Annotated in this window: 10 protein-coding genes; 3 read left to right on the forward strand and 7 right to left on the reverse strand. The window is 55.7% G+C overall.

Translation table 11 applies throughout. The features are described from left to right. Positions 1-675 precede the first annotated feature (675 nt). From FYC48_RS21130 to FYC48_RS21155, 6 genes are all read right to left on the reverse strand, one after another. Positions 676-1,572, reverse strand: coding sequence for an XrtA system polysaccharide deacetylase (locus FYC48_RS21130; protein WP_149498794.1), 897 nt, complete (start codon positions 1,570-1,572; stop codon positions 676-678). Positions 1,573-1,960: 388 nt separating this feature from the next. Beyond that, positions 1,961-2,830: a sugar transferase gene (locus FYC48_RS21135; protein WP_149498795.1), complete on the reverse strand. Its 870-nt coding sequence runs from the start codon at positions 2,828-2,830 to the stop codon at positions 1,961-1,963. A gap of 10 nt (positions 2,831-2,840) precedes the next feature. Then, on the reverse strand, positions 2,841-3,476 hold the full coding sequence (locus FYC48_RS21140; RefSeq protein ID WP_149498796.1) for an exosortase-associated EpsI family protein: 636 nt from the start codon (positions 3,474-3,476) through the stop codon (positions 2,841-2,843). A 131-nt stretch (positions 3,477-3,607) separates the two neighbouring features. Further along, entirely contained in the window at positions 3,608-8,818 is a 5,211-nt protein-coding gene (locus FYC48_RS21145) for a tetratricopeptide repeat protein (protein WP_160149683.1), read from the reverse strand. A 254-nt stretch (positions 8,819-9,072) separates the two neighbouring features. Beyond that, positions 9,073-11,472, reverse strand: a complete 2,400-nt coding sequence (locus tag FYC48_RS21150) for a polysaccharide biosynthesis tyrosine autokinase (protein ID WP_149498798.1) — start codon at positions 11,470-11,472, stop codon at positions 9,073-9,075. Between the two features lie 389 nt (positions 11,473-11,861). Further along, positions 11,862-12,902, reverse strand: a complete 1,041-nt coding sequence (locus FYC48_RS21155; RefSeq protein WP_149498799.1) for an exosortase/archaeosortase family protein — start codon at positions 12,900-12,902, stop codon at positions 11,862-11,864. A gap of 359 nt (positions 12,903-13,261) precedes the next feature. On the opposite strand from FYC48_RS21155, the gene FYC48_RS21160 reads away from it, so the two are divergent. The 3 genes from FYC48_RS21160 (at position 13,262) to FYC48_RS21170 (ending at position 19,537) form a co-directional block, all read left to right on the forward strand. After that, positions 13,262-14,260 (forward strand): hypothetical protein, encoded by a 999-nt coding sequence (locus FYC48_RS21160; protein ID WP_149498800.1) that lies wholly within the window; start codon positions 13,262-13,264, stop codon positions 14,258-14,260. Between the two features lie 130 nt (positions 14,261-14,390). Continuing rightward, positions 14,391-15,056: a hypothetical protein gene (locus tag FYC48_RS21165; RefSeq protein ID WP_149498801.1), complete on the forward strand. Its 666-nt coding sequence runs from the start codon at positions 14,391-14,393 to the stop codon at positions 15,054-15,056. 224 nt (positions 15,057-15,280) lie between these two features. Next, a complete protein-coding gene (locus FYC48_RS21170; protein ID WP_149498802.1) occupies positions 15,281-19,537 on the forward strand; it encodes an SdrD B-like domain-containing protein in 4,257 nt (1,418 codons plus the stop codon). A 92-nt stretch (positions 19,538-19,629) separates the two neighbouring features. On the opposite strand, the gene FYC48_RS21175 is transcribed toward FYC48_RS21170, so the two are convergent. Next, a complete protein-coding gene (locus FYC48_RS21175; RefSeq protein ID WP_149498803.1) occupies positions 19,630-20,313 on the reverse strand; it encodes an N-acyl amino acid synthase FeeM domain-containing protein in 684 nt (227 codons plus the stop codon). Positions 20,314-20,405 lie beyond the last annotated feature (92 nt).

Below are 20,405 nucleotides of genomic sequence, written 5' to 3' on the forward strand. Positions count from 1 at the left end.
CTCTCCCACGGGAGAGTGAAGGTTGGCTGAATGAGTCAAACATCGGCCGCGAGTCGTTTCGCTTGACGTCGAACGCACTCGATGTCGCTAGGGGGGTAGCGGAACGCGCCGAGCGTTTCGGTCGGCACAGGGGATATGCCGAAAGCCTCGCCGGCTTCCGCTACTAGTGGTAGCTGATGGGATGAGTGGAAACTGTTCGCGTTTTATTCTTCACCTTCCCGCTTGCGGGAGGGTCGGACGGTTGAACGGCCGGGGAGGGCCCTCACCGGGCCGGAGGCCCGACTCTCCCTCGGGAGAGTGAAGGGTTGGCTGAGTGAATCGTTGAACAAGGGAAAACTCACTCAAGAACACGCCATGTCCTAACGGCGCGGACTTCGTCCGCTTGGGTGACAACGACAATCTTGTCGTCAACCATGCGGAGGTTCTGCTAGTGGGTGCTTCCGTACTCATGAATTCTGGACACCTGCTTCATGCGGGTGTGCATTGGTTTAGCTCTATGGACAACCGAACATCATCAAAGCTTTTGGATGAAAGGCAATGACGAATCTTGGTGATTTGAAAAACGATTTCTTGTGACAGAAAATGTGATGAAAGATCTCAAAAGTTCATCTGGTGCTTTGGTTTGAGCGACCAAACTTTCGTCGACTTCGTACGCGGTTGTGTGGGGACCGTACGCTATCGCGTGGCGGCTGATGAATTGGTGGATGTGGGATCGCCGGGAGCGTTCGATTGGTAGGACTCGATCGCATCGGTCATGGTGGTGAATGAAAAATGTTGCAATAGCTTCTCTAACTTGTGCTCTGTTTTCTTAAGCCCGACGTAGTGCCGGAATCGAGTTGCTCGGTTCAGGCCGCCCATCTTGGGTTGCTGTGGGTCAATTTCCCATGGATGGATATAGAACATCGCGGGATGACCTTTGCGGGCAATCGATCGGATGGCGGCCGATGTCAGATTGAGCGTAAACAACCGAAAGTAACCGCCTCCAATTGGCAACGTTGCTTTACCGAATCTGCCGGGCGCCGGCGGGAATTCGCGGATGGTGCCCGATTCGGTTTCGATCTGGTGGATAACCTTCTCCGCACGGGCCACCCCATACCGATTGTGGCCGCGAATCGGGAACACACTGCTGTCGTCGGAGAAACCTTGCTCGACAAGAATCTGCAGTGCCCACCAGCTTTTGTCGGTAATCGAGAAACTTGGGGCTCGGTAGGCGGTGGGACGGATTCCGCAGGCCGTCGTGATTGCATCGACGCTGTCGGCAATATCTTGCGAAAATTCATCCGGCGTCTGCGTATAGATCAACCGATGCCAAAAACCGTGCGAGGCAATCTCGTGTCCGCACGAGGCAATGCGTTTGACCAAATCGGGAAATCGATGGGCGACCCAGCCGAGGATGTAGAACGTGCCACGGGTTTGATGGCGATCGAGCAACCGAAGCATCCGCTCGGTACTGCCGACGACTCGGCTATCGAGGCGATCCCAATCGGAGCGATTGACACGATGCTCCATTGCCGAGACCTGGTAATAGTCCTCGACATCTACCGTGAAGGCATGCTTGATTGGGGCAGTCATTGGGGCGTTGTTGACGTGGAGAACTCGTGCACGCGAGCCGATGAGAACGCTGCGGCGGCGAGGTCATGATCGTTGGTGAAGCACCGAAAACGGTGGTAAACCAAGGCAGCCTGATTAGCGGTTATTTTGGGTCGTTGTCGGTTTCCCGCAACTGACGTGCAAGAAATTTTGCCGGAATGTTCGAATGGTTGATGGAATAACCGGAGCCAAACGCGCTAGCGCCGGGCAGTGCTGATCCCAGCGGAAAGCGAGGCCCGCGGCTAGCGCCCCGATAGTCACCATTCACTCCGTGAAATCTGCGTACGCCATCGCTACTTTTGCGGAGCAGAAGGCGACTATGCGACGCTTGAGTAGGACCGAGAGCCTTGGCGGCTTCCGCTACGTGCGGTCACCGGGGGGCTTTGGGGGATTCGGCGGAGTCGCCGGGAACCTGAATCGCAAACAGTCGGCAATCATCGCCCGCGCGAGACTGGATATTCTCATTGACCATTTGTAAGCGACAAAGACCGAGCATCTTCATCGCGACGCCGCCACGGATCCCAACCACTCGCAGCAAGGTTGCCAAAAGCATTTTGGCATCGAGTGCGAAAGAGGCGTTTTCGATGTAGTTCAGGTCGAGGAACTGTTTGCGGCGGACGTCGCCAACGGTTTGATCGGGCTCCAAATTAATCTGGGCTAAACCGGTCACACCGGGGCGAACCGCGTTGCGGCTGTAATAATCGTCGATCAGGACGGCCAGCTTTTCACAGATTTCAGGACGTTCGGGACGCGGACCGGTCAGGGACATGTCGCCTCGAATCACGTTCCAAAGCTGAGGAAGTTCGTCCAGGTGTGTCTTTCGCAAGAATGCGCCGACCGGGGTGATTCGCGAATCGTTTTTCGTACACCAGACGGGCTTTCCGTTCGCTTCGGCATCGATTCTCATCGAACGCAACTTATAAACGTTAAATTCCTGGCCGTGCAGACCGAGGCGTTTTTGGCTGTAGATCCCGGGCCCTTTCGATGTCAGGCGGACCAAGGCGATCAGTGCTGCGATAAGTGGACCGGACAGCACGAACAGCGTCGTCGCAATCACGCGGTCGCACACATATTTTCGGCGGAAGTACCGTGCGCGGGCGCGAGCGAGCTTATTCGATGAACCTGCGCGTCGGGTCGCCAGCTGCCCGACTTCGGATTGGCCGCGGGTAACCGTCGACACGGTGGAATCCTCGTCGCTTTGGTATCGATCATCGTCGTTTGGGGGGACGTAATCAAGCACGACAAATCCTTTATTGAATGAGTTTCTCTAGGTGGGGCAAAAACGCTTTCAGAAACGCTTCACTAGGCTTCGTTGCCGAACCAGTAATTGGCCCTGCGACTTGCAATTTGTAAAGGTCGTCAGTGAGCCAAAACCGGGGGTTGTCCGCTGCGGAAAAATCACCACCACTGGACCACCCGTACAGAACATTCAGCGACGGAGAACGTTCTCCGCCCTGTTTAAAATCGATCGACCAAAGGCGATGCTTGCCCTGGTTGGTGTTAAACGATCGCACCGAGCGAGGCGCATCCGCCTTGGTGCCTTGCGAGGTGTAGCAAACATCGGGCGTATGAACCGCGATCGGTCCACGAGGCCCGAAGAGGACAGCGACCGTCACGTTGTCCCCGGTGTCGACGTTTTGATAGACCCGGGTTGATGAGCCGTAGCAACGCAGCAATCGCTGTGCGGCGCCCTCAAGCGGCTTTTCGCTCATCAATCGCCAATCACCGACTTCGGCAGGGATTTGCGTTAGCAAGTCCACCTGCTCGGCTCGGACATCACGGCTGGCCCAACGACCATCGAGATACCCATGGACGACCCCGGAAAATACGGTGATCGCCAATAAGGCTGCGATGATGATCTGTCGAGACTGGAAGGACGGGGGCATGCGATCCAGGTTGGTAAACGTCGTGGTGTGGTCTTGCGGTTTCGCTGGGTTACTGTCGCATTGGCAGCCAATCAACACTGTTGCTGGCGGCGAGGCGACAACCTAGTTCACAAACTACATCTTGCGAACTACTAATTGGTCGAAATGTACTCGACCCTCTCGGTGTAACGATCAAAATCGATACTCGTACTCGCCCCTTCGTCCGGGGCATCAGGTTTTGTCCCAAATTGGCGGTGTAAATCCCGCATCGATTCGCGTTCTGACGGCGTCAAAGCTTTGATGTCGATCTTCAAAAAACTGATTTCTTTCCAAATCGATTCCGCTCGCTTCAGCTCGTTCAACGCGACAAGTGATTCGACGAGGTGGAATTTGTAGCGTGGCTCATCGGATTGCTCGATCGCTTGACTAAACACCTCGACGGCCTGTTCGACCTTGCCGCTTCGCAGCAGAACGGTTCCTTTGGTATCCAGCAATTCCGGTTTTTCACCGGCAATTTTGATCGCTTGGTTGATTGGTTTGAGGCCTTCGGATTCGCGCCCGGGGACCTCGGCAAAGATCATCGCCAAGTTATTGAGTGCCCGCAGACGGACCGGGTCCTGTTCGAGGACCTTGAGATACATGGCGATCGCACGTTCAAACTTTCGTTTTTGCATCGCCCAAGTGCCGATACTCTCCAGTAAGGACGGATCATTCGCGAATTGCTTTTCGGCATCGTCAATGATCTTTTGGTAGCGTGGTGGCACGGCGACGGGATCCATCGCGAGCAATGCCTCGAGTAACAAGACGGCTTTGATCGAGGTCGCTTCCTTTTCGTATTGATCTGCGGCGATCTCGGCAGCCTTGTCGTATTTTTGGGCGAGTGAAAGGGCGACGATGTAGTTACCGAACGTCTTGGGGTTCTCGTCATACGCTTTTTTAAACCAAGCCAGCCCTTCGCGGATGAATCCCGACCGCATCAGTGCCTCTCCGGCAACGATCTCAACTTGCTCGCCATCGTCGGTGACACTTCCCGCCCAGTCATCGATGATCGCAGGCAACTCGCTACCGCTCTGACTTGCTTGCGAGTGCATGACTTTCAATCGCAAGACTTCGAATGCGGCTGCCGGGTTTTGTTTGAGTCGATCAATCAAGCGGTTCGCTTCGGTCAGGTCATCTTCGTCGCCAGTCCCCATCAAGAAGACCGCATAGTTCCGCTGGTCAGTTAGACCGGCATTCGATCGCTCGGCCAGACGTTTGAGGATTTGACGAGATTCGGTGTTTAGTCGTTCGAGATCAAGCTGCTTGCGATACTCTTCTTTCAGCTCGTCCGCCTTGCGAACCATGTCCAGCATCAATGCAGCTTGCATCCGTGACGCTTCGGTTCCAACGTCGGTGGCGCTGTTGGAAAGCAAACGCAATTGACGAATCGCTTCCTGACGCTGGAAAAAGTCCCCCTTTGCCATCAGCAACATCGCATACACCAATCGGTTTTGCTCGGTCGCACTGCTCTGATCATTGAGCAACTGCGCGATCTCGTCCCAATTGACCTCTTTACCGCTGCTGACAATCGTCGTGGCAAGCTGGGCGCGGACCATGGGATTATCAGGGTTGTTGGCGAGGGCTTGTCGCCACACTTTAACCGACTCGTCATGATTACCACTGGTTCGAAGCAACTGGGCCAACATCCGCTGCACGTTGAAACTTGGCTTGACTTCATTGGCTTGCTGCAATCGGTCGATCGCATCATCGACTCGGTTTAAAGCAACCAGCAACTGAGCTTCCAATTGCAGACGTTCGTGTTTTTCTAAAGGAAGTTTGGCGACACGCTCCACTTCGGCTTCCAACGCGTCTTCACCACCTAGCGCGACGGCCAAGCCAACACGTGACGCTTCGACCGCGTACTTTTGACGTTTGTCGTCGGCATGTTTTGCCGCTTGCTCGATCGCGCCTTGAGCTTTTTCGAGCAGGGTTTCGGGGTTCTGATCTGCGGCAGCTTCGTTCCCTGCCAAGGCTTGCTCGCGGACCGCGAGGACGAACTTTGCAAATGTCAGCCAGGCATAAGGATCTTCCGGGTTGTCCTGGGCGACCTTTTCTGACGATTCGAGAGCTTGGCTGAAGTTCCCTTTCTTGAGGGCGATTTGATTGGATACTTCGTCGTACGGATCGACATCGGTTTGCGTCGCGATGCTGGCCAAGCGGATTTCACGTTCGGCATCGTCGTAATCGCCCTCGGCCATCAACGCTCGCCATAGCATTTGCCGGGTTCGCATGCGTTGGTCGCCGGCGTTGATGCCGGAACGCAGCAAGTTGATGGCGGTTTCGTAGTTGCCTTCGGCAAACGCGAGCCAACCACTAAGCGAAACGGCCTCGCCCCAATTCGGGCGCAACGACTGAAGCCGCGCGACCTTCGCCCTCGCTTTGGCCAGTGCGGGATCTCCCGGTTCGATTTGCTGCTCACGGTCAAGCAACGCATCGATTTCGGCTCGCGAATCAATCAGCAACGAATACGCTGAGGTGGAACTATTCAGCGAGTTTGGGTCGTACCGTTCCGCGATCCGCAAGTCTGACAAGTACTTCTTGGCCTCTTCGGCTTGGCCGGAGAGTGACTTGATTCGGTAGAGCGAGTACAGATTCGATGGGGTCAGACGATCAGATGGAATCTTCAGCAGAGCCTGTTCGGCAAGTTCGAAGTCTCGCCCTCGAAGGGCAAACTCGGCGGCAAACGGCCCGAAGACAGTTGCAGTCAGCGGGCTTTCATCGATTCGTCGCAATAATGCCTTGGCCGCTTCGACGTGCTGGTCCGACTCGGCGAGCACACGTGCCCGCAACAACACTTTTTCGTCATCGGAAAACTCATCGCTGGCGACAATCCGGTCGACGACCTTGGTTGCCCGTTCCGTTTCGCCTGCGGCGGCCAATCGCTCGGCGGCAAACTTTTGAAGCTGACTATTTTCGGGATGGTCGTCGGCGAGCTGGGAGATCCCGTTGGCAAGTTCGACGGACTGCAGAAACTCTTCGGCCAGAACGCCTTCGGGAGGAAGCTGCGTTTTCAACACCTGTGCGGCAACCCGCTCGGCCGACAGATCGGCTGAGAACTGCTTTTCGTATTGATTGATGTAGTCTTCGAACGCGTCGACTTCGGCACGAAGCACCGCCATCTGCCGCTGCTCTGGTAGCAATCGCAACTGGTGCGCGAAACGGGCCTCCAGTGCGGCGAGTCGGACGCTCGGGACGGGCGAAGAATTGATTCGTTGATACTGCTGTGATGCTTGGAAGCGGTTACCGGCACGCATCCAGGCGTTCGCGCTTTGCTGAATCAAGCTTTGCGCGATCGCTGAGTTCGTACTAAAGGTATTCGCCGCATCGGCAAGCAAGGCACCGACGAGATCCCAAGAATGCTCGCGTTGATAGGCAGCGGCGAGCAATTCAACGCCGGCGATTCGAATCTGATTATCGATTTGTGTTTCGCGATCAAGCAGGCTGCCGGAGAGAACTTGGTGCGTATCGTCGGCAGCACCGGTCAACAGTCCGATGATCGCGACATCATTTTCGTGACTTGGTTTCTGAGCCGAACGAAGCGTGGCGCGAGCGACTCGCCGTTTCCACTTTGCATTTCGAATCGTCGCGCGGGCGACCGTCCGACCTGTCGCGCCCAACTCGTCGCTCGTCATCCGTTGGAGTTGCTTTTCCTTCGCAACGATCGCTTCGGAGAACTCGTCGATTGCTTCGGAAGCTGCCGCAAGCTCCGTTTCGAGTTGGTCATCCGAGTCATCATAAAGCTTCGCATCACGCTTCTGCAGGACCTGCGTGGCCAGCCCCCAAGCGACGCTACCGACAAGGTCGAGGTTGTCTTGGTTGACGACCGACAAGCCTTCACGCCATAGTTCGATCGCACGCTCGGTATTCTGATCAAGTTGCTCGAGCTGGCCCGAGACCAAATAGACGCGTTTGACGATTTCTGGCGAGACGGGAACGGTAAAAATCCCCAATGACCGCAATTGCTCCAACCAAGTTCGCGCCGCGATCAGTCGGTCTTGGCGTTGTGCATCCGAAGTGCTCGCGCCAAGACGTTCGGCGGTCAGCGTGGCGGCCTGCAACATGCAAACGTAATCCATTACTTGCGACTGCGATTCCGGAGTCAGCTCGGCGGCACGACTCGCGCGATCCTCGTCGATCGTGGAATCCGGATCGGTTTCCTCTTTCGTATCGATCTCCGACAAACGCAACGACGCGTTCGCCGCACCACGATAAATAACGTTTGTGGCTTCTTCGTTATTCCCCAAGCCCGCGTGATAATTGGCGAGCAGCAATGCCGCACGCGAATTGTCTTGCTGTTCCAAGTCAGATCGAACATTGTCGATCAGTTTCGCAAGATCTTCATCGGTTCGGCGGATCGCGGCGACAGTATTCTTAAAGACGTCTCGGTCTTCGCTGGCGAGCACAACCCCAAACGATTGAGGCGAGATTTCCAGCAGTCCGATCAAATGGGTTGCCAGATCCAGGTCGCCAGGATTCAGCTCGATCGCTCGGCGAAGAATTTCACCTGGCGGTTGCTGCGACAACCAGCGGTAATAATCAACTTGCTCTTCCACCGCCTCGCCCGGTTCGGGCAGACGATAGCGGCCTTCCTGAACCATTCCAGCGATCGCGGTCGCCATCCATCGGTGCGCTTGCGGATCATTTTTGGCGGCATTCAGGGCGATCACTTGATCGCGGGCATCGGCAAGAAAGTAGCTACGGCTTTGGATCAACCGATTGATGTACTTCTCGCGAATCTCCGTGAGCTGATCATCCAGCTCGTCGTTTCCGGTGGTCGGTCCATCGGTTGCCGCCCCCAAACTGGACAAGGCGAGGGCCAAACGTTTCCGGGCCGTATTGAGCGCCCCGGGGAAACTGCGCCGTGTCGCGTTTTCCGCTGCGAGGTCTGCAGCGATTGCCGATCGAACCAAGCGATCGCGATCGTCGGGGTGCAGGAGTAAGTAATTGCGTAGCCAGCGGACTTCTTCGCCGTAACGTTCATCGGCTGCGGCCTGTTCGGCACGGCTGAGGAAGGTCGACGCGGCACGACGAGAGTTGTAGGCGTAGGACACCGACGTTAGCACGACCGCACCAACGAGCGCCGCGGCACCCCAACTGAGTTTGCGATAGTCGACCACCCACTTGTAACGTCGCTCCTTCAGTTTCTCGGCGTGAGAAACCGAAATCACCTCCGGACCTTCGGTTCGATCGGACCGGATCGGTTCACCGGGTTCTTCGGTTGCGACGGAATCGGACGAACGTTCCTCAGACGGGCGTTCCTTACCTGCGTCTAATTCGCGGCTTGCGTCTAATTCATCCGCGTCGGCGACACGTTCGTTATCCATTTCTGAACGGTGGTGGGCCATTTGGGGCGGGGCTTCCAACGTGATTGGTGAGGTGACCCTTCTTTGTCAGCGTCGTCGCCAACAAATCGAATCACCCTCGATATTCGGTTGCATGGCGCCGGAGCTGGCATCAACTCCGGCGTTCTTTTAATTCATCGAGCTCGTGAGCCGGGCCAATCTTCTGATGCCGCCCATCGCAGAATCGTAAGCGAACAGCTTGAATAGGCTTATCAGATAACGGCCAGACACTCTCTCTACTGCTCGATGGTGGCGGTACTGCCTGACGTCACAAGTTCGGTGAAATCGCTGTATCGATAGTCGCCATAGCGGTAGGAATACTGCCGGTGCGTGACGCCGCTGAAGATTGTGCCAACGACATTGGCTCCCGAGGCTTCCAAGCGATGTGTGGTGCGGACAACGCTGTCCATCCGAGTCAGGTCTCGCATCACGCACACCAACGTCGAGTCGACGGCCGATGCGACGGCCAACGTTTCGCCAGCCGAGAGCACCGGTGCGGTATCAACGATCACGTATTCATATTTCTCGAAGGCTTTGTCCAACAACTCACGCATCGAACTGGTCGACAGCAAACGGTGCGGGCTGGCCTTCAAACGTCCAGCAGGCAAAACGTGCACCAAATCGCCGAGTTCCTTGTTGACGGCTTCGTCAAAGTCAACGACCTCGCGGAGCACTTCGTTCAGTCCAGGTTCAAGCGGCAGGCCAAAGACGTCATGCTGATCGGGGCACCGCATGTCAGCGTCGATGATCAACACTGTCTTGCCGCATGCCTTGGCGAGAGAAATCGCGAGCTGTGAGACCGCCGTACTTTTTCCTTCGCCGGACATTGAGCTAACAATCGCGAAAGAGCGTGCGTCGCGGGTGTCCTTGGAGAGCGCCAGGTTGGCTCGCAGGCTATCGACACTCTCCTCGAAGACACGCCGTCCTTTCGAGTTACGCCCTCCGTTGGCACTCGGTGCGCGGGCGAGTTCACCCACAACTGGGGCAAGCATCATGCTGCGCTCAAGCTCATGGCTATCGGTGATCCGTTTGACACGGAATTCCCAGAGCAGCCCGATCAAGAAAGGAACTGCGAACCCCGCACCACCGGCGAGCACCATTTTCTTAAATGGCATGTCCTCCACCGGGCGAGTCGGCGGCGTTGCCTTCGCGACAGAGATCACCGAGCTACCCCGTTGGCTTTCGAGCTGAATCGAATCCAGACGGCTGGTCACACGCTGCAGTGTCTCGCGTGACTGTTCGAGGTCAGTTCTGGCGAATTCCAATTCGACATTGTTGCTGTCGCGTCGACGTAGTCGATCCGCTTCGTCGTCGTACTGCTTTTGAACGACTGACAATTCAAGTGCAAGCTGATCTCGACGTTCCTTGATTTCCTCCTGCTCATGCTCGGTCATCAAGTCCGCACGGTTTTCCAGCTCTTTCTGCTTGATCTCCGCGAGCGCCGCAAACTCTTTTCGGCGACGCTCAATTTCAGCTTCACGCTCTTTCAACTGAGCTTGGTATTCTTCTTCCAATTCAGCATCGAGGATTGCGACAGCAGCGGCTGACGCTTTGTCCCGTGCTTCATCGAGCTTTTCCTTCCACTCGTCACGTTTTTGTTTCTGCTGCTCGAAATAGTCCTGAGCGGTTCGCCAGCCTTCGCTGACCTCCAACTTCAAGACTTCTTGGCGATAGAGTTCAAACCGTTCGTTGGCATATTTAACGTCTTCGTCTTTGCCAATGATTCCCTCAAGTCTGCTATCGTCGATCCGACCTTTCTTAACCGGAATGTAAGGCGGCACGAATTCTGCGTAGCTATCCCTGATTTGGTCGCGAGCCGACGGGTTACGAATACCAACTCCGGCATCGATCATCGAAATTTCGAACTCAAGATCAGAAATTTGATTCCGCAACCGTTCGATTTTTTGGAACGACTCGGCCGACTCAATCTCCGCCACCCTTTCACCGGGCGCGGCACCAGATGCTTCACGAGCATAATTTGCGACGACTTCTTTTTGCTCCTCGACACGACGTTTCAGCTCATCGATTTGCCGACTGAGGTACTGCGTTAGTCGCGACACCCGCAGGTTGTCATACTCATCACGCTTTTGCAGGTACGCCGCGACCACCGCATTACATACGTCGGCGGCAAATTCTTTGTTTGAATCGATGTACGTCACAATCATTGACGACTTCGTCCCACCACCCTTGACGTTAAGCCGTTGCTGTAACACCTGTTCTCGGGTTTCCGGATCGGCCAAAGAGAACTGATGCAATGTTTCGTTGGCCATCACGCTTGAGAGCACAATGGGACTTGTCAAAATCGGCCCTTCCGAACGGGCCAAGTCGTCCGGTGACGGCATGACACCGCGATCGAGCAGCCAATCCCGATTGGATTCCAATCGATAGTTGGCCTGAAACTGCGGCTCAAACGTGCTCAACACGGCGAACGCTGCGATCGACGCGAGCACGAGTCCAGCGGGAACGGCCCAGTGCCAGCATCGACGAAAAGTGACCCAAATCAGCCAAGGGTCAAAGCTACTCGCATCCGACCCCGGTGCCGCGGTGGGGCCACCGATGTAACCTGCCGGTTGTCCGCCGAGATAGCCTCCGGGCTGACCTGTTGGCTGCTGTTGTCGCGGGTATTGTTGTTGCATTCTTCGTTAATCTGCGAAACGCCGGGAAAACGACTTGGCAAGATCGCCAGCCGAGGTGACGGATGATGCGTGTTAGTTCCGATTCAGTTTCAGAGCGAAAGTTCCACCAAGAATTTTCGCATTCACATTCACTTCGATGACCACCCGATTCGGCAGCGCTGGCGGAAACAAGACTCCACCAAACTGCGAACGAACGAGTCGCTCACCAATACACTTGAAATTCGAAATTTCGTTCGCTTTCAAGTCAAGAAATCACACTCGCTGACCGATGCCAACCACCTTTTTAGGTAGCCATATCGCCTGCTCTGTGATCCCTCATTCGGCCCCGCACAGATTTCCGGATATCATACCCATCCTCTGGCGGTATTCCAGGATTTGCTCCCAAAATTTCACGAATGCCCGAGAGAGCCACGTAAGGTCTCTCTTGCGGTCATCACGGGGACCTTTTTGTAAACCTGCCGCCAGTAAACCGAGATCGCACCGAGCAACGCGAACGATGCGGCGATCATCAAATAACCAGAGACATCATGAACCATGTGCTGACCGCTCGGTGATTCGATCCACTGGTAAAGCACACCGATAAGGACGATCCGCATCGCGTTGACGAACAGCGCCAGCGGGACCGCCGCGACGCAGAGAACCATCCTGTCTGACCAGTGCCGATCATTCAGCACGGCCCAGAAATATGCACAGGCAGCCATCCCAACAAAGATCCGTAGCCCGCTACAGGCCTCCTCGACCATTAGTTTTTCGTCTCCGATCCAAACCACATGGCCTTCGGAGACGGCGGGAAGCCCTACCGCGCGAAGCAAGAACGTGCTGAATTCGGTTGCGACGCCCTGAAGTTGCCAGCTCAACCCACTCTCCATCCGATAAGGCAACGGGACGGCGAACAGCAAAAACAGGATCGCCGGAAGGGCCCAGAGCATCGCTCGCAACCCGAGTAGGCACCACACGGCACCCGCGATTAACGGGACGAGTGAGTAGGCGTCAAAAAAGTCGGCATACGCCATTCGGCTCCCGATTCGCATGACGACCGCGAGCAAGACCAATGCAAGCCCACCCCATGCGACGCCCGAAGATGCGCCCGGAAACTTATCGGCCCGCTGGTAGCAAAGGTAAATCGCCAACGGCAACACAAACCATCCATGGCCATAATCTGGCTCGTTTTGCCAACTGTCCACCATCCAAGCGATCGTCGGCCAATAAACATAACCTAGGATCAACGCAGCGATCACAAGGTATCCCCAGACCTTCATCGACCATCTACCGGGGCCAGAAACCCTGTAGAGTGGTTCCGATTCTTTCGCCGGCTTGGGACGCAACGAAGTCGAAACGCCGCTCGCAAGCTTGCGGTTCTGCTCGGCGACCGCTGATCGATCACGACGCCGTTTTACCGCAGCCGGTGGCGACTTTTTACGTTTTGACATGAAGACTCAGGTCTGCGCCTCGGCTGGTGTTGCCGATGCGTCTGCTAATGGGTGGGGGGCAAGATGCGTCTGAGGATATGCGAGCGTTTTGACAAGTCAAGTCAACGCCAGAAACCCGGTGTGAAGCACAGACACCCTAGCCCGCAAAACCGCACCCTCCCCCACTGCGGGACCGGACCAATTCCAGCTCCGCTGTTGGGTTGGCGGTTCGATCGAGTACTATGACGCCCGGCCGACAGTTGAGAACGCGGCTCCCAGTGGCACAGGCCGCATGCCTTCTCAGGCGAGGGGGCCTTGCCCTATGATGTTGGCATCTAAACGGCTCTTCACCGACACCCTACGGAATACTAAACGCCGCAATGCTACTCTGGCCATCCAACCGGTGGGGATTTAGCTGCGGCCGTGGCGCGGACGATTTTCGCGAACTCGACCAACCGTTTGCGCTGGTCGGCACTCATCCTCGCTGCCAAGTTCGACTCGATTACAAACGACTCCCCGAAGTCGTCTACTTTATTGTGATTATTGGCGATCGGGTCCAAGCTTGGCCACTTTGCGGGGTCGCCTATCCGATTTGGGGCAACCTTAAACCTGGTCGGCAACTCTTAATCGGAAAGATCCGAGTCAATATTAGCGCCCAACCCAACGACGCGCCTTGGGATCATGCGACACCTCCGCCTCCCGGTGAGGCAGTCAATGATGTCAGCGAGCTGCCCTCGCCAGAACCGGAAACACCCCGCGGTATCCTATTACTCGACTGGGGCGAAGAAATCCAAACGCGGAAACTCACGCGATCGGTCACGATTCTTGGCGATGCCCACCCCAGTTTGATGCGATTACACGGAGTCGGCTTGCGTGATTGCGAATTGGCAATTGTCAGCGCCGGCGAGAGGATCTGGGCGATCCAATTGAATCCGGGCAGCATCTCAGACAATACGCCATTAATCCGAGAGCTTGTTCCAGGCGGCGAGTCGCTATGGGTTGGCGACCTGCACATCTGGGCAGGTGAAAAGGGGCGGAGATCGACGCGACGGTTTGGTGGCATCCCAACGCCACCAGCCCCACCGGCAATCGAGACGGCGCCTCCAAGAATTTCGGGTGCGTACCCCCAGATTCCCGCCTTGCATCCGCCCGCAGGCTATCAGCCCCCGGAGGAGCACCATCAGCCTACACCCAGCCTTGATCATCTCGCCGGAACCTACACCGACCGATTAATATCCATCACCAGTAAACGCGCCTCCCGCGACCAGATGGTTCGATGGGCGATTTCTGGGGGATTACTTGTGTTCGCCTTAGTCGTTTTCGCGTTTATCACTGTCAGAGGCGTGCTGCCGATCGTTCAAGCCGTTTATTCCGATTGAAGGATTTCGAACGGAAAATTGCTATCGCCGATTGAAAGCCCCTCCAAGCTAGCTAAACTAACGCCCCAACTGGTCTAGGGACTGTACCTTTGTGGAGCCGTCCTTTCTGGATTACCCCGTCAGGCAACCGATGAAACTCTGGTTACAAACGATCGTAGCTCTTACCTTCATTGGGTGTGCCGTCGTCGCTGGTGGCCAAGCGAAGGCTGGTTTGATGCCGGATCTCTATGCGGTCGGACTTTCCGTCAGCTACGACAGCGACGCTTCCACGTTACAAGCGACCCTTCGCGGTGTGCAGTTTCTCGATCAAAATGGAGACACGACTCCGCTTGGTTTGACTACTGTGACTCTTGACGCAACGATCGAATCCGATGGATCAATCTCTGGGGGCTCGCTAGACGTTGAAGAACGCCCACGTGCGTCGCTAGGAGTCTCAACGAGCGGTTCACGAAGTGCGGGTCCGGCTTCCGTCTCACTGCTCAACGGCACTTTCACCGACTTGGTGTTTACGTCGGAGCGTCTTGGAACAACCGGAAACAGCCAGATTTCGCTGACCCTGACCGGGAGAACTAGCGGCGGACACTATGCCAATCAGTATGGCGCCCTGTTCACGGTGAAGCTGCATGGCATTGCCTCAACCCCAGACCCGGGATCGGCAGACCTGTTCTTAAATAGCTTCAACATGCAGCGTGGTTCGATGTCTGCAGACATTACACGGGCTGTACCAGAACCATCGACAAGTATCCTTGCAATTGGCATTCTTAGCCTTCCTGTGCTGCGACGACGCAGTCGTTAAGCAGACCTCTCGGCGACGTTTTCTGCCGGTTTAGCAGAAAAAACAGGTCTTCTGTGGGTGTTGATCGTTCCCCTTTCTGTAGGGTTGACTAACGTATATCACCCGGGTGTGTTGCATATCGCAGACACCCCACCGCTCAAGGTTCAGGAATGTTGCCTTGCAACCGCCGCGCAATTCCATTCGTCGCGGCGTCGAAAGGCTTGCCCCCAACTTAGGCCTGCACAATGCCCGTCTCGCCTCTCTCTCGCTTTGGTCGTCATAACAAGAACACACGTAGAAGAAGCCGACGTCGCTTAAGGACGCGCAAACCACTTGTTCAGCCGCTTGAAGACCGACGAGTCCTTGCACTTCTTGGAATCGTTCCTGAGCTGCCGGTGCTCTACAGCAACCAGACGGGCTCTGTCAGTTACGACTCTGCAACCGATCTATTCCAAGCAGACGCGACACCGCTATGGATTGATGACGGGGTAACGTTCGGATTTGTCGATCAGCCAGCAAGCTTTGATTTGAACTTTTATGTCGACCAGAGTGGGAGCTTTGTGTCCGGAGTCAGCGGTGATGACTTTGTCGTTACCGGCAGTATCGACTTTGATTTTGATTTCGTACCTGACGTAAGCGGAGTCCTTCTTACCGGTGAAGTCACGGCATTTGGTTTTGCCGATGGAGCTCCGACGAGCACCGATTTCTACAACATGCGTTTGACGGCGACCGGCGGGGCACTGACCGCTCCCATCACCACGTCACTTGGAGATTCACTCCCTGCCTACTACGCGGGAAAGGACATCGGCATTTCGATCAACAGCGAGGACTCCTCGTTCACCGGATCTTTCGACGTTGATTTTTCTGGTGGCAATAAAGCCAACACCGGGCCGATTGAACCGGACAACAGCAATCCTCCGACGGCAGAACTGGGGAACTTTGTCTGGGTTGATACGAACTACAACGGTCTGCAAGACGATGGCCCCACCGGCGTTAATGGCGTGACGGTCAACCTCTACCAAGACGTCGACGGGGATGGCATCGCCGAACCGGGCGGCGACGATGGGGGGCCAATCGCAACGACCGTTACCGCGCCGCTGATGGGCGAAGACGGCTATTACCTGTTCGAAGAACTGGAAGCCGGAGATTATTTTGTCGAGTTTGATACCAGCACCATTCCGACCGGCTTCGAACTTACCTTGGACAATCAGGGCGGTGACGATGCCGTCGACAGTGATGCGGACCAAGTCAGCGGCTTGGCCACCGTCACAACCTTAGAGGATGGCGAAAGCGATCTGACATGGGACGCCGGCATTGTTCAGATCGTGCATCCCGATATTGAGATCGTGAAGTGCGTTGAAGATGTGATCGAGTCATCATCGATGACCGTAATCGACTTCGATGACTTAAGCAAAGGCGACATTGTGCAGTCGCAGTATCCTGGCGTGACGATTTCGGCGACGTCACGAAACAAACCGTGGCAAGGAAACGCGGCGATGATTTTCAATTCGTCGTATCCGACCGGTCACGACAATGACTTGGGAACCCCCAACCAAGCCTACGGTGGACCAGGTCAGGGCAGCGGCGGTGCGTCCAATGACACCGCACTCGGCAATGTCTTGATCATTTCCGAAGACGGCGATCAGTCAGACCCCGACGATGACTACAAAGGTGGTGTGATCACATTTAGTTTTGATCAGCCAGTCGACATCAACCACTTGGACGTATTGGATATCGACGTCGACGAGCATGGTGGATCGATCCTGACGGTCACGACCACAACCGGCACCCAGACCATTGCGATTTCAGTAGCGGGCAACAATAGCGTCCAGCGAATCCAAGTCGACGTGTCCAACGTGGTCGAGATGAAGGTTGATTTTGTCAGCAGCGGCGCGATCACCGAACTGAAGTACTCGACCAGTGATTCGGAAGTTATCTGTGACGATGCCAACGACGCCCCCGGAGTCAGTTTCGACTTTGGCGATGATGTCGTGTTCAACTACCACGTCACGAACTCGGGTGACACCGCGCTGTCGCCGGTCACGGTCACCGATGACAATGCGACACCGGGCGACAATGGCGACGACTTCAATCCGACGCCGGTCAATACATCGAACGGATTCAATGTCGGTGACACAAACGAAGACGGCCGATTGGATCCCAATGAAGTCTGGGAATACACGGCCACGATCACCGCCAGTACCGCGGGCCAATTCACGAACATCGCCTTGGTTGCCGGGACGCCGATCAATGACAACGGTGATGTGATCGGCGAAGATGTGACTGACGAGGATCCGGCGAACTACAACGTCGAAGGCATCCCGGGAATCGACATCGAAAAACTCACCAACGGCATCGATGCGGATACCGCAAGTGATGCCGTCGAGATAGCTGCGGGAGACACGGTGACTTGGACCTACAACGTTACCAACACCGGTTCAACAACGTTTGCACAATCTGAAATTTCGGTGATCGATGATGCCGGCACGCCGGGAGACGCCTCGGATGACTTCGCGCCAACGCTAATTGCTTCGTCAGATGCAGGAAGCGATGGACTACTCTCGCCGGGTGAAGTTTGGCAGTACGAAGCTTCATCGACCGCCCAATCAGTGGTGTCATCTGGAGAGTCGGTCACGCTTTACCTGACCGGCAACACGGCACTCGATGGCCCCAACGGCAATGTCAGGACATTCAACGCAAACGGCGTTTCAGTCAGTGCAAGCGCGTTCAGCCGCAGTAGCGGCGGGGAGTGGCGAGACGCTTATCTCGGTGCCTATTCAAGCGGCCTGGGTGTGACCGACCGCTACGAAGGCGACGGGCGCGGCGGCGAGCACCGTGTGGATAACGTCGGCAAGCTAAACTACGTGCTGTTCGAGTTCTCTGAAAAAGTCGTGGTTAACTCGGCGTTTCTCGACAGCGTGATCGGTGACAGCGACCTCTCCATTTGGATTGGCGATCGAAGCGACTTGCCGTCAAGCGGCTTGGCACTATCCGATGCGGCGCTGAGCAACATGGACGTGTACGAAACGTCGATGGCGAACAATGCTTATTCACGGTTCGCCAACTTTAACGGTGCCGGCGCCGTGGGTGATGTGCTGATCCTGGCTGCGTGGGTTGACGACGCTTCCCCCGAAGATTGCTTCAAAATCCGGAAGCTGAAATTCGACACCGTTTCGCAGGGCGTCTACGGCAACATCGGAACCGTGATTGCCGGCGATGTGGATGACAACGATCCCAGCCACTACACCAATCCAGCGCCGGCACCATCGGGTGCGATCGGAGACTTGGTGTGGAAAGACAAAGATCGTGATGGCAAGCAGGATTCGGACGAGCCCGGCTTTGCGGGAGTCACGGTCAAGCTCTACGACGATGGTGGTTCGGTCATCCAGACCACGACGACCGATAATAACGGTCGGTACGAATTCACCGGACTGCCGGGCGGTGACTATCGCGTCGGTTTCGAACTCCCAAACGACTATGTCTTCACTCGCTTGCGAAGTGACATCAGCGACAGTCGTGATAGCGATGCCAATCGCAGCACTGGCTTGTCACCGGTGATCAGTCTCGAAGACCATGAAATTGACCATAGCGTTGACGCAGGCATCTACCGAGCCAAGGTCGACAAAGTCTTCGAAGCCGAGCACCATGATTGGTGCAGCAATCCCTGGCGGTGGAAGTACGACAGTCACGCTTCAGGCGGAAAATACCTAGAAGCAACCAACGGGTCCGGATCGTATTACAACTACGTTCCGCATGGCAACAATGTGAAGTATCACTTTAGCGTTGATTCGGACGGGCAGTACGAGCTGTCGTCGCTGCTAAAGACAACCAATGGCTCGAACAATTCCGTTTGGTTCCGTATCGATGGTGGGTCCTGGAAGGAATGGCACATGCCGGTAACGGGCCATCGCTTCGAGTGGCATGCGGCGACGCACGGCTGGAACCAGAACTCGGTAACCTACAGTCTTGCCGCGGGGAATCACTCGTTGGAACTGAAGGTTCGCGAAGACGGAACTCGATTCGACAAGTTCAAAGTATCGAAACTGGAAACCACGACGATTGTGATCGATGCCAACGCGGCGAATTCGATCACCGGCGACTGGTCAATCGATGTCGACGACGATGGGAACGAGTTCCTTGTCGCGGCCAATGGCACCGGTTCACACTACAACTCGCCGCCCGCTGGTGACGAATTGACATACGAGTTTTCGCTTGAACGGGCGGGTACGTTTGACATGTTCGCGCTTGTGAGCGCCCAAAACGGAAGCGACAATTCGTTCTGGATTCAGATCGACGGTGGCGACTGGATCGAATGGCACCTGAATGTGACCGGCGATTCGTTTGAGTGGCAGGAAGTCACGAGCGGCTGGAATCAAGATGCGGTGCGATTTGATCTGGATGCTGGAAATCACACGCTCAAGATCAAAGTCCGTGAAGACGGAACCGCAATCGACAAGATCGTGATTAGTGACGATCAATTCATCGATCTATCGGAGTATTGATGCGAATCGATGGTCCAGTGATTTGGCCTCGTCAAACAGACAGCAATTGATCGCTTCGCGGTGACTCAACCGGCGATCAGTGGAGGCCCGAATTAACGCATCGCTGCGAGTTCTCCGTCAATCGCCGGTTCGCGGTGATCGACGAACTGGGCGAAGTAGTTGCGGGTCTCTTCGGACCAAGGCTGTGACGAGGTGTCCGACGATTGACTCAACGATCCAAAGAAGCGTTCATAAAGCTCAGACCCATGATGGTCTTCAAACACCAATGCCAACATGACCGCAGGGTTTCCGTTGGCGTACGGGCATGAAACTTCGCAACCGATTTGCTCGAACGGAAGGATCCGTGAATAGAGCCGCGCATGCTTGGGGTGAGTCGCCGCGACAAGCCCATCATAGCCCCGCGCCATTGCGACTTGCGCAAGCAGGCGCCCCATCCCCGCAAAGGTCTCGATAAACCGAACCGGCGATTCACGGCGGTCGGCCAAACTGCCGATCTCTGCCATTTTCAAACCACGTCGGCGGATGATACGGACGTTGTCTGCATAGATCGACTCCAGGGGTAATCCCAAGTCGCCGTCACCGGCAAGAGAAATCGTTGAAACGACCACGTCTTCCAACAAGGTGACAAAGACTTCCGTCGATTTGAGCAGGTGAAATGGGGTCAACCGAATCCCGCTCGGTTTTTCGGCGACAAGGCCCGCGTGACGGTACGATTCGTAGATCAGTGAAAAGGACTGGCGAAGCTCGTCGACTGAATTCGCGATTTTGTAACGCAAACCTGGAACGGAGCGTTTTGGTCGTCGCCGGCTTGGTGCCTCGGGAATCAGAGGACAAGCCGGATTCGTAACGCTAGTCGATGAACCGGGTG

It is taken from the genome of Roseiconus lacunae (assembly GCF_008312935.1).
GTDB lineage: Bacteria > Planctomycetota > Planctomycetia > Pirellulales > Pirellulaceae > Stieleria > Stieleria lacunae.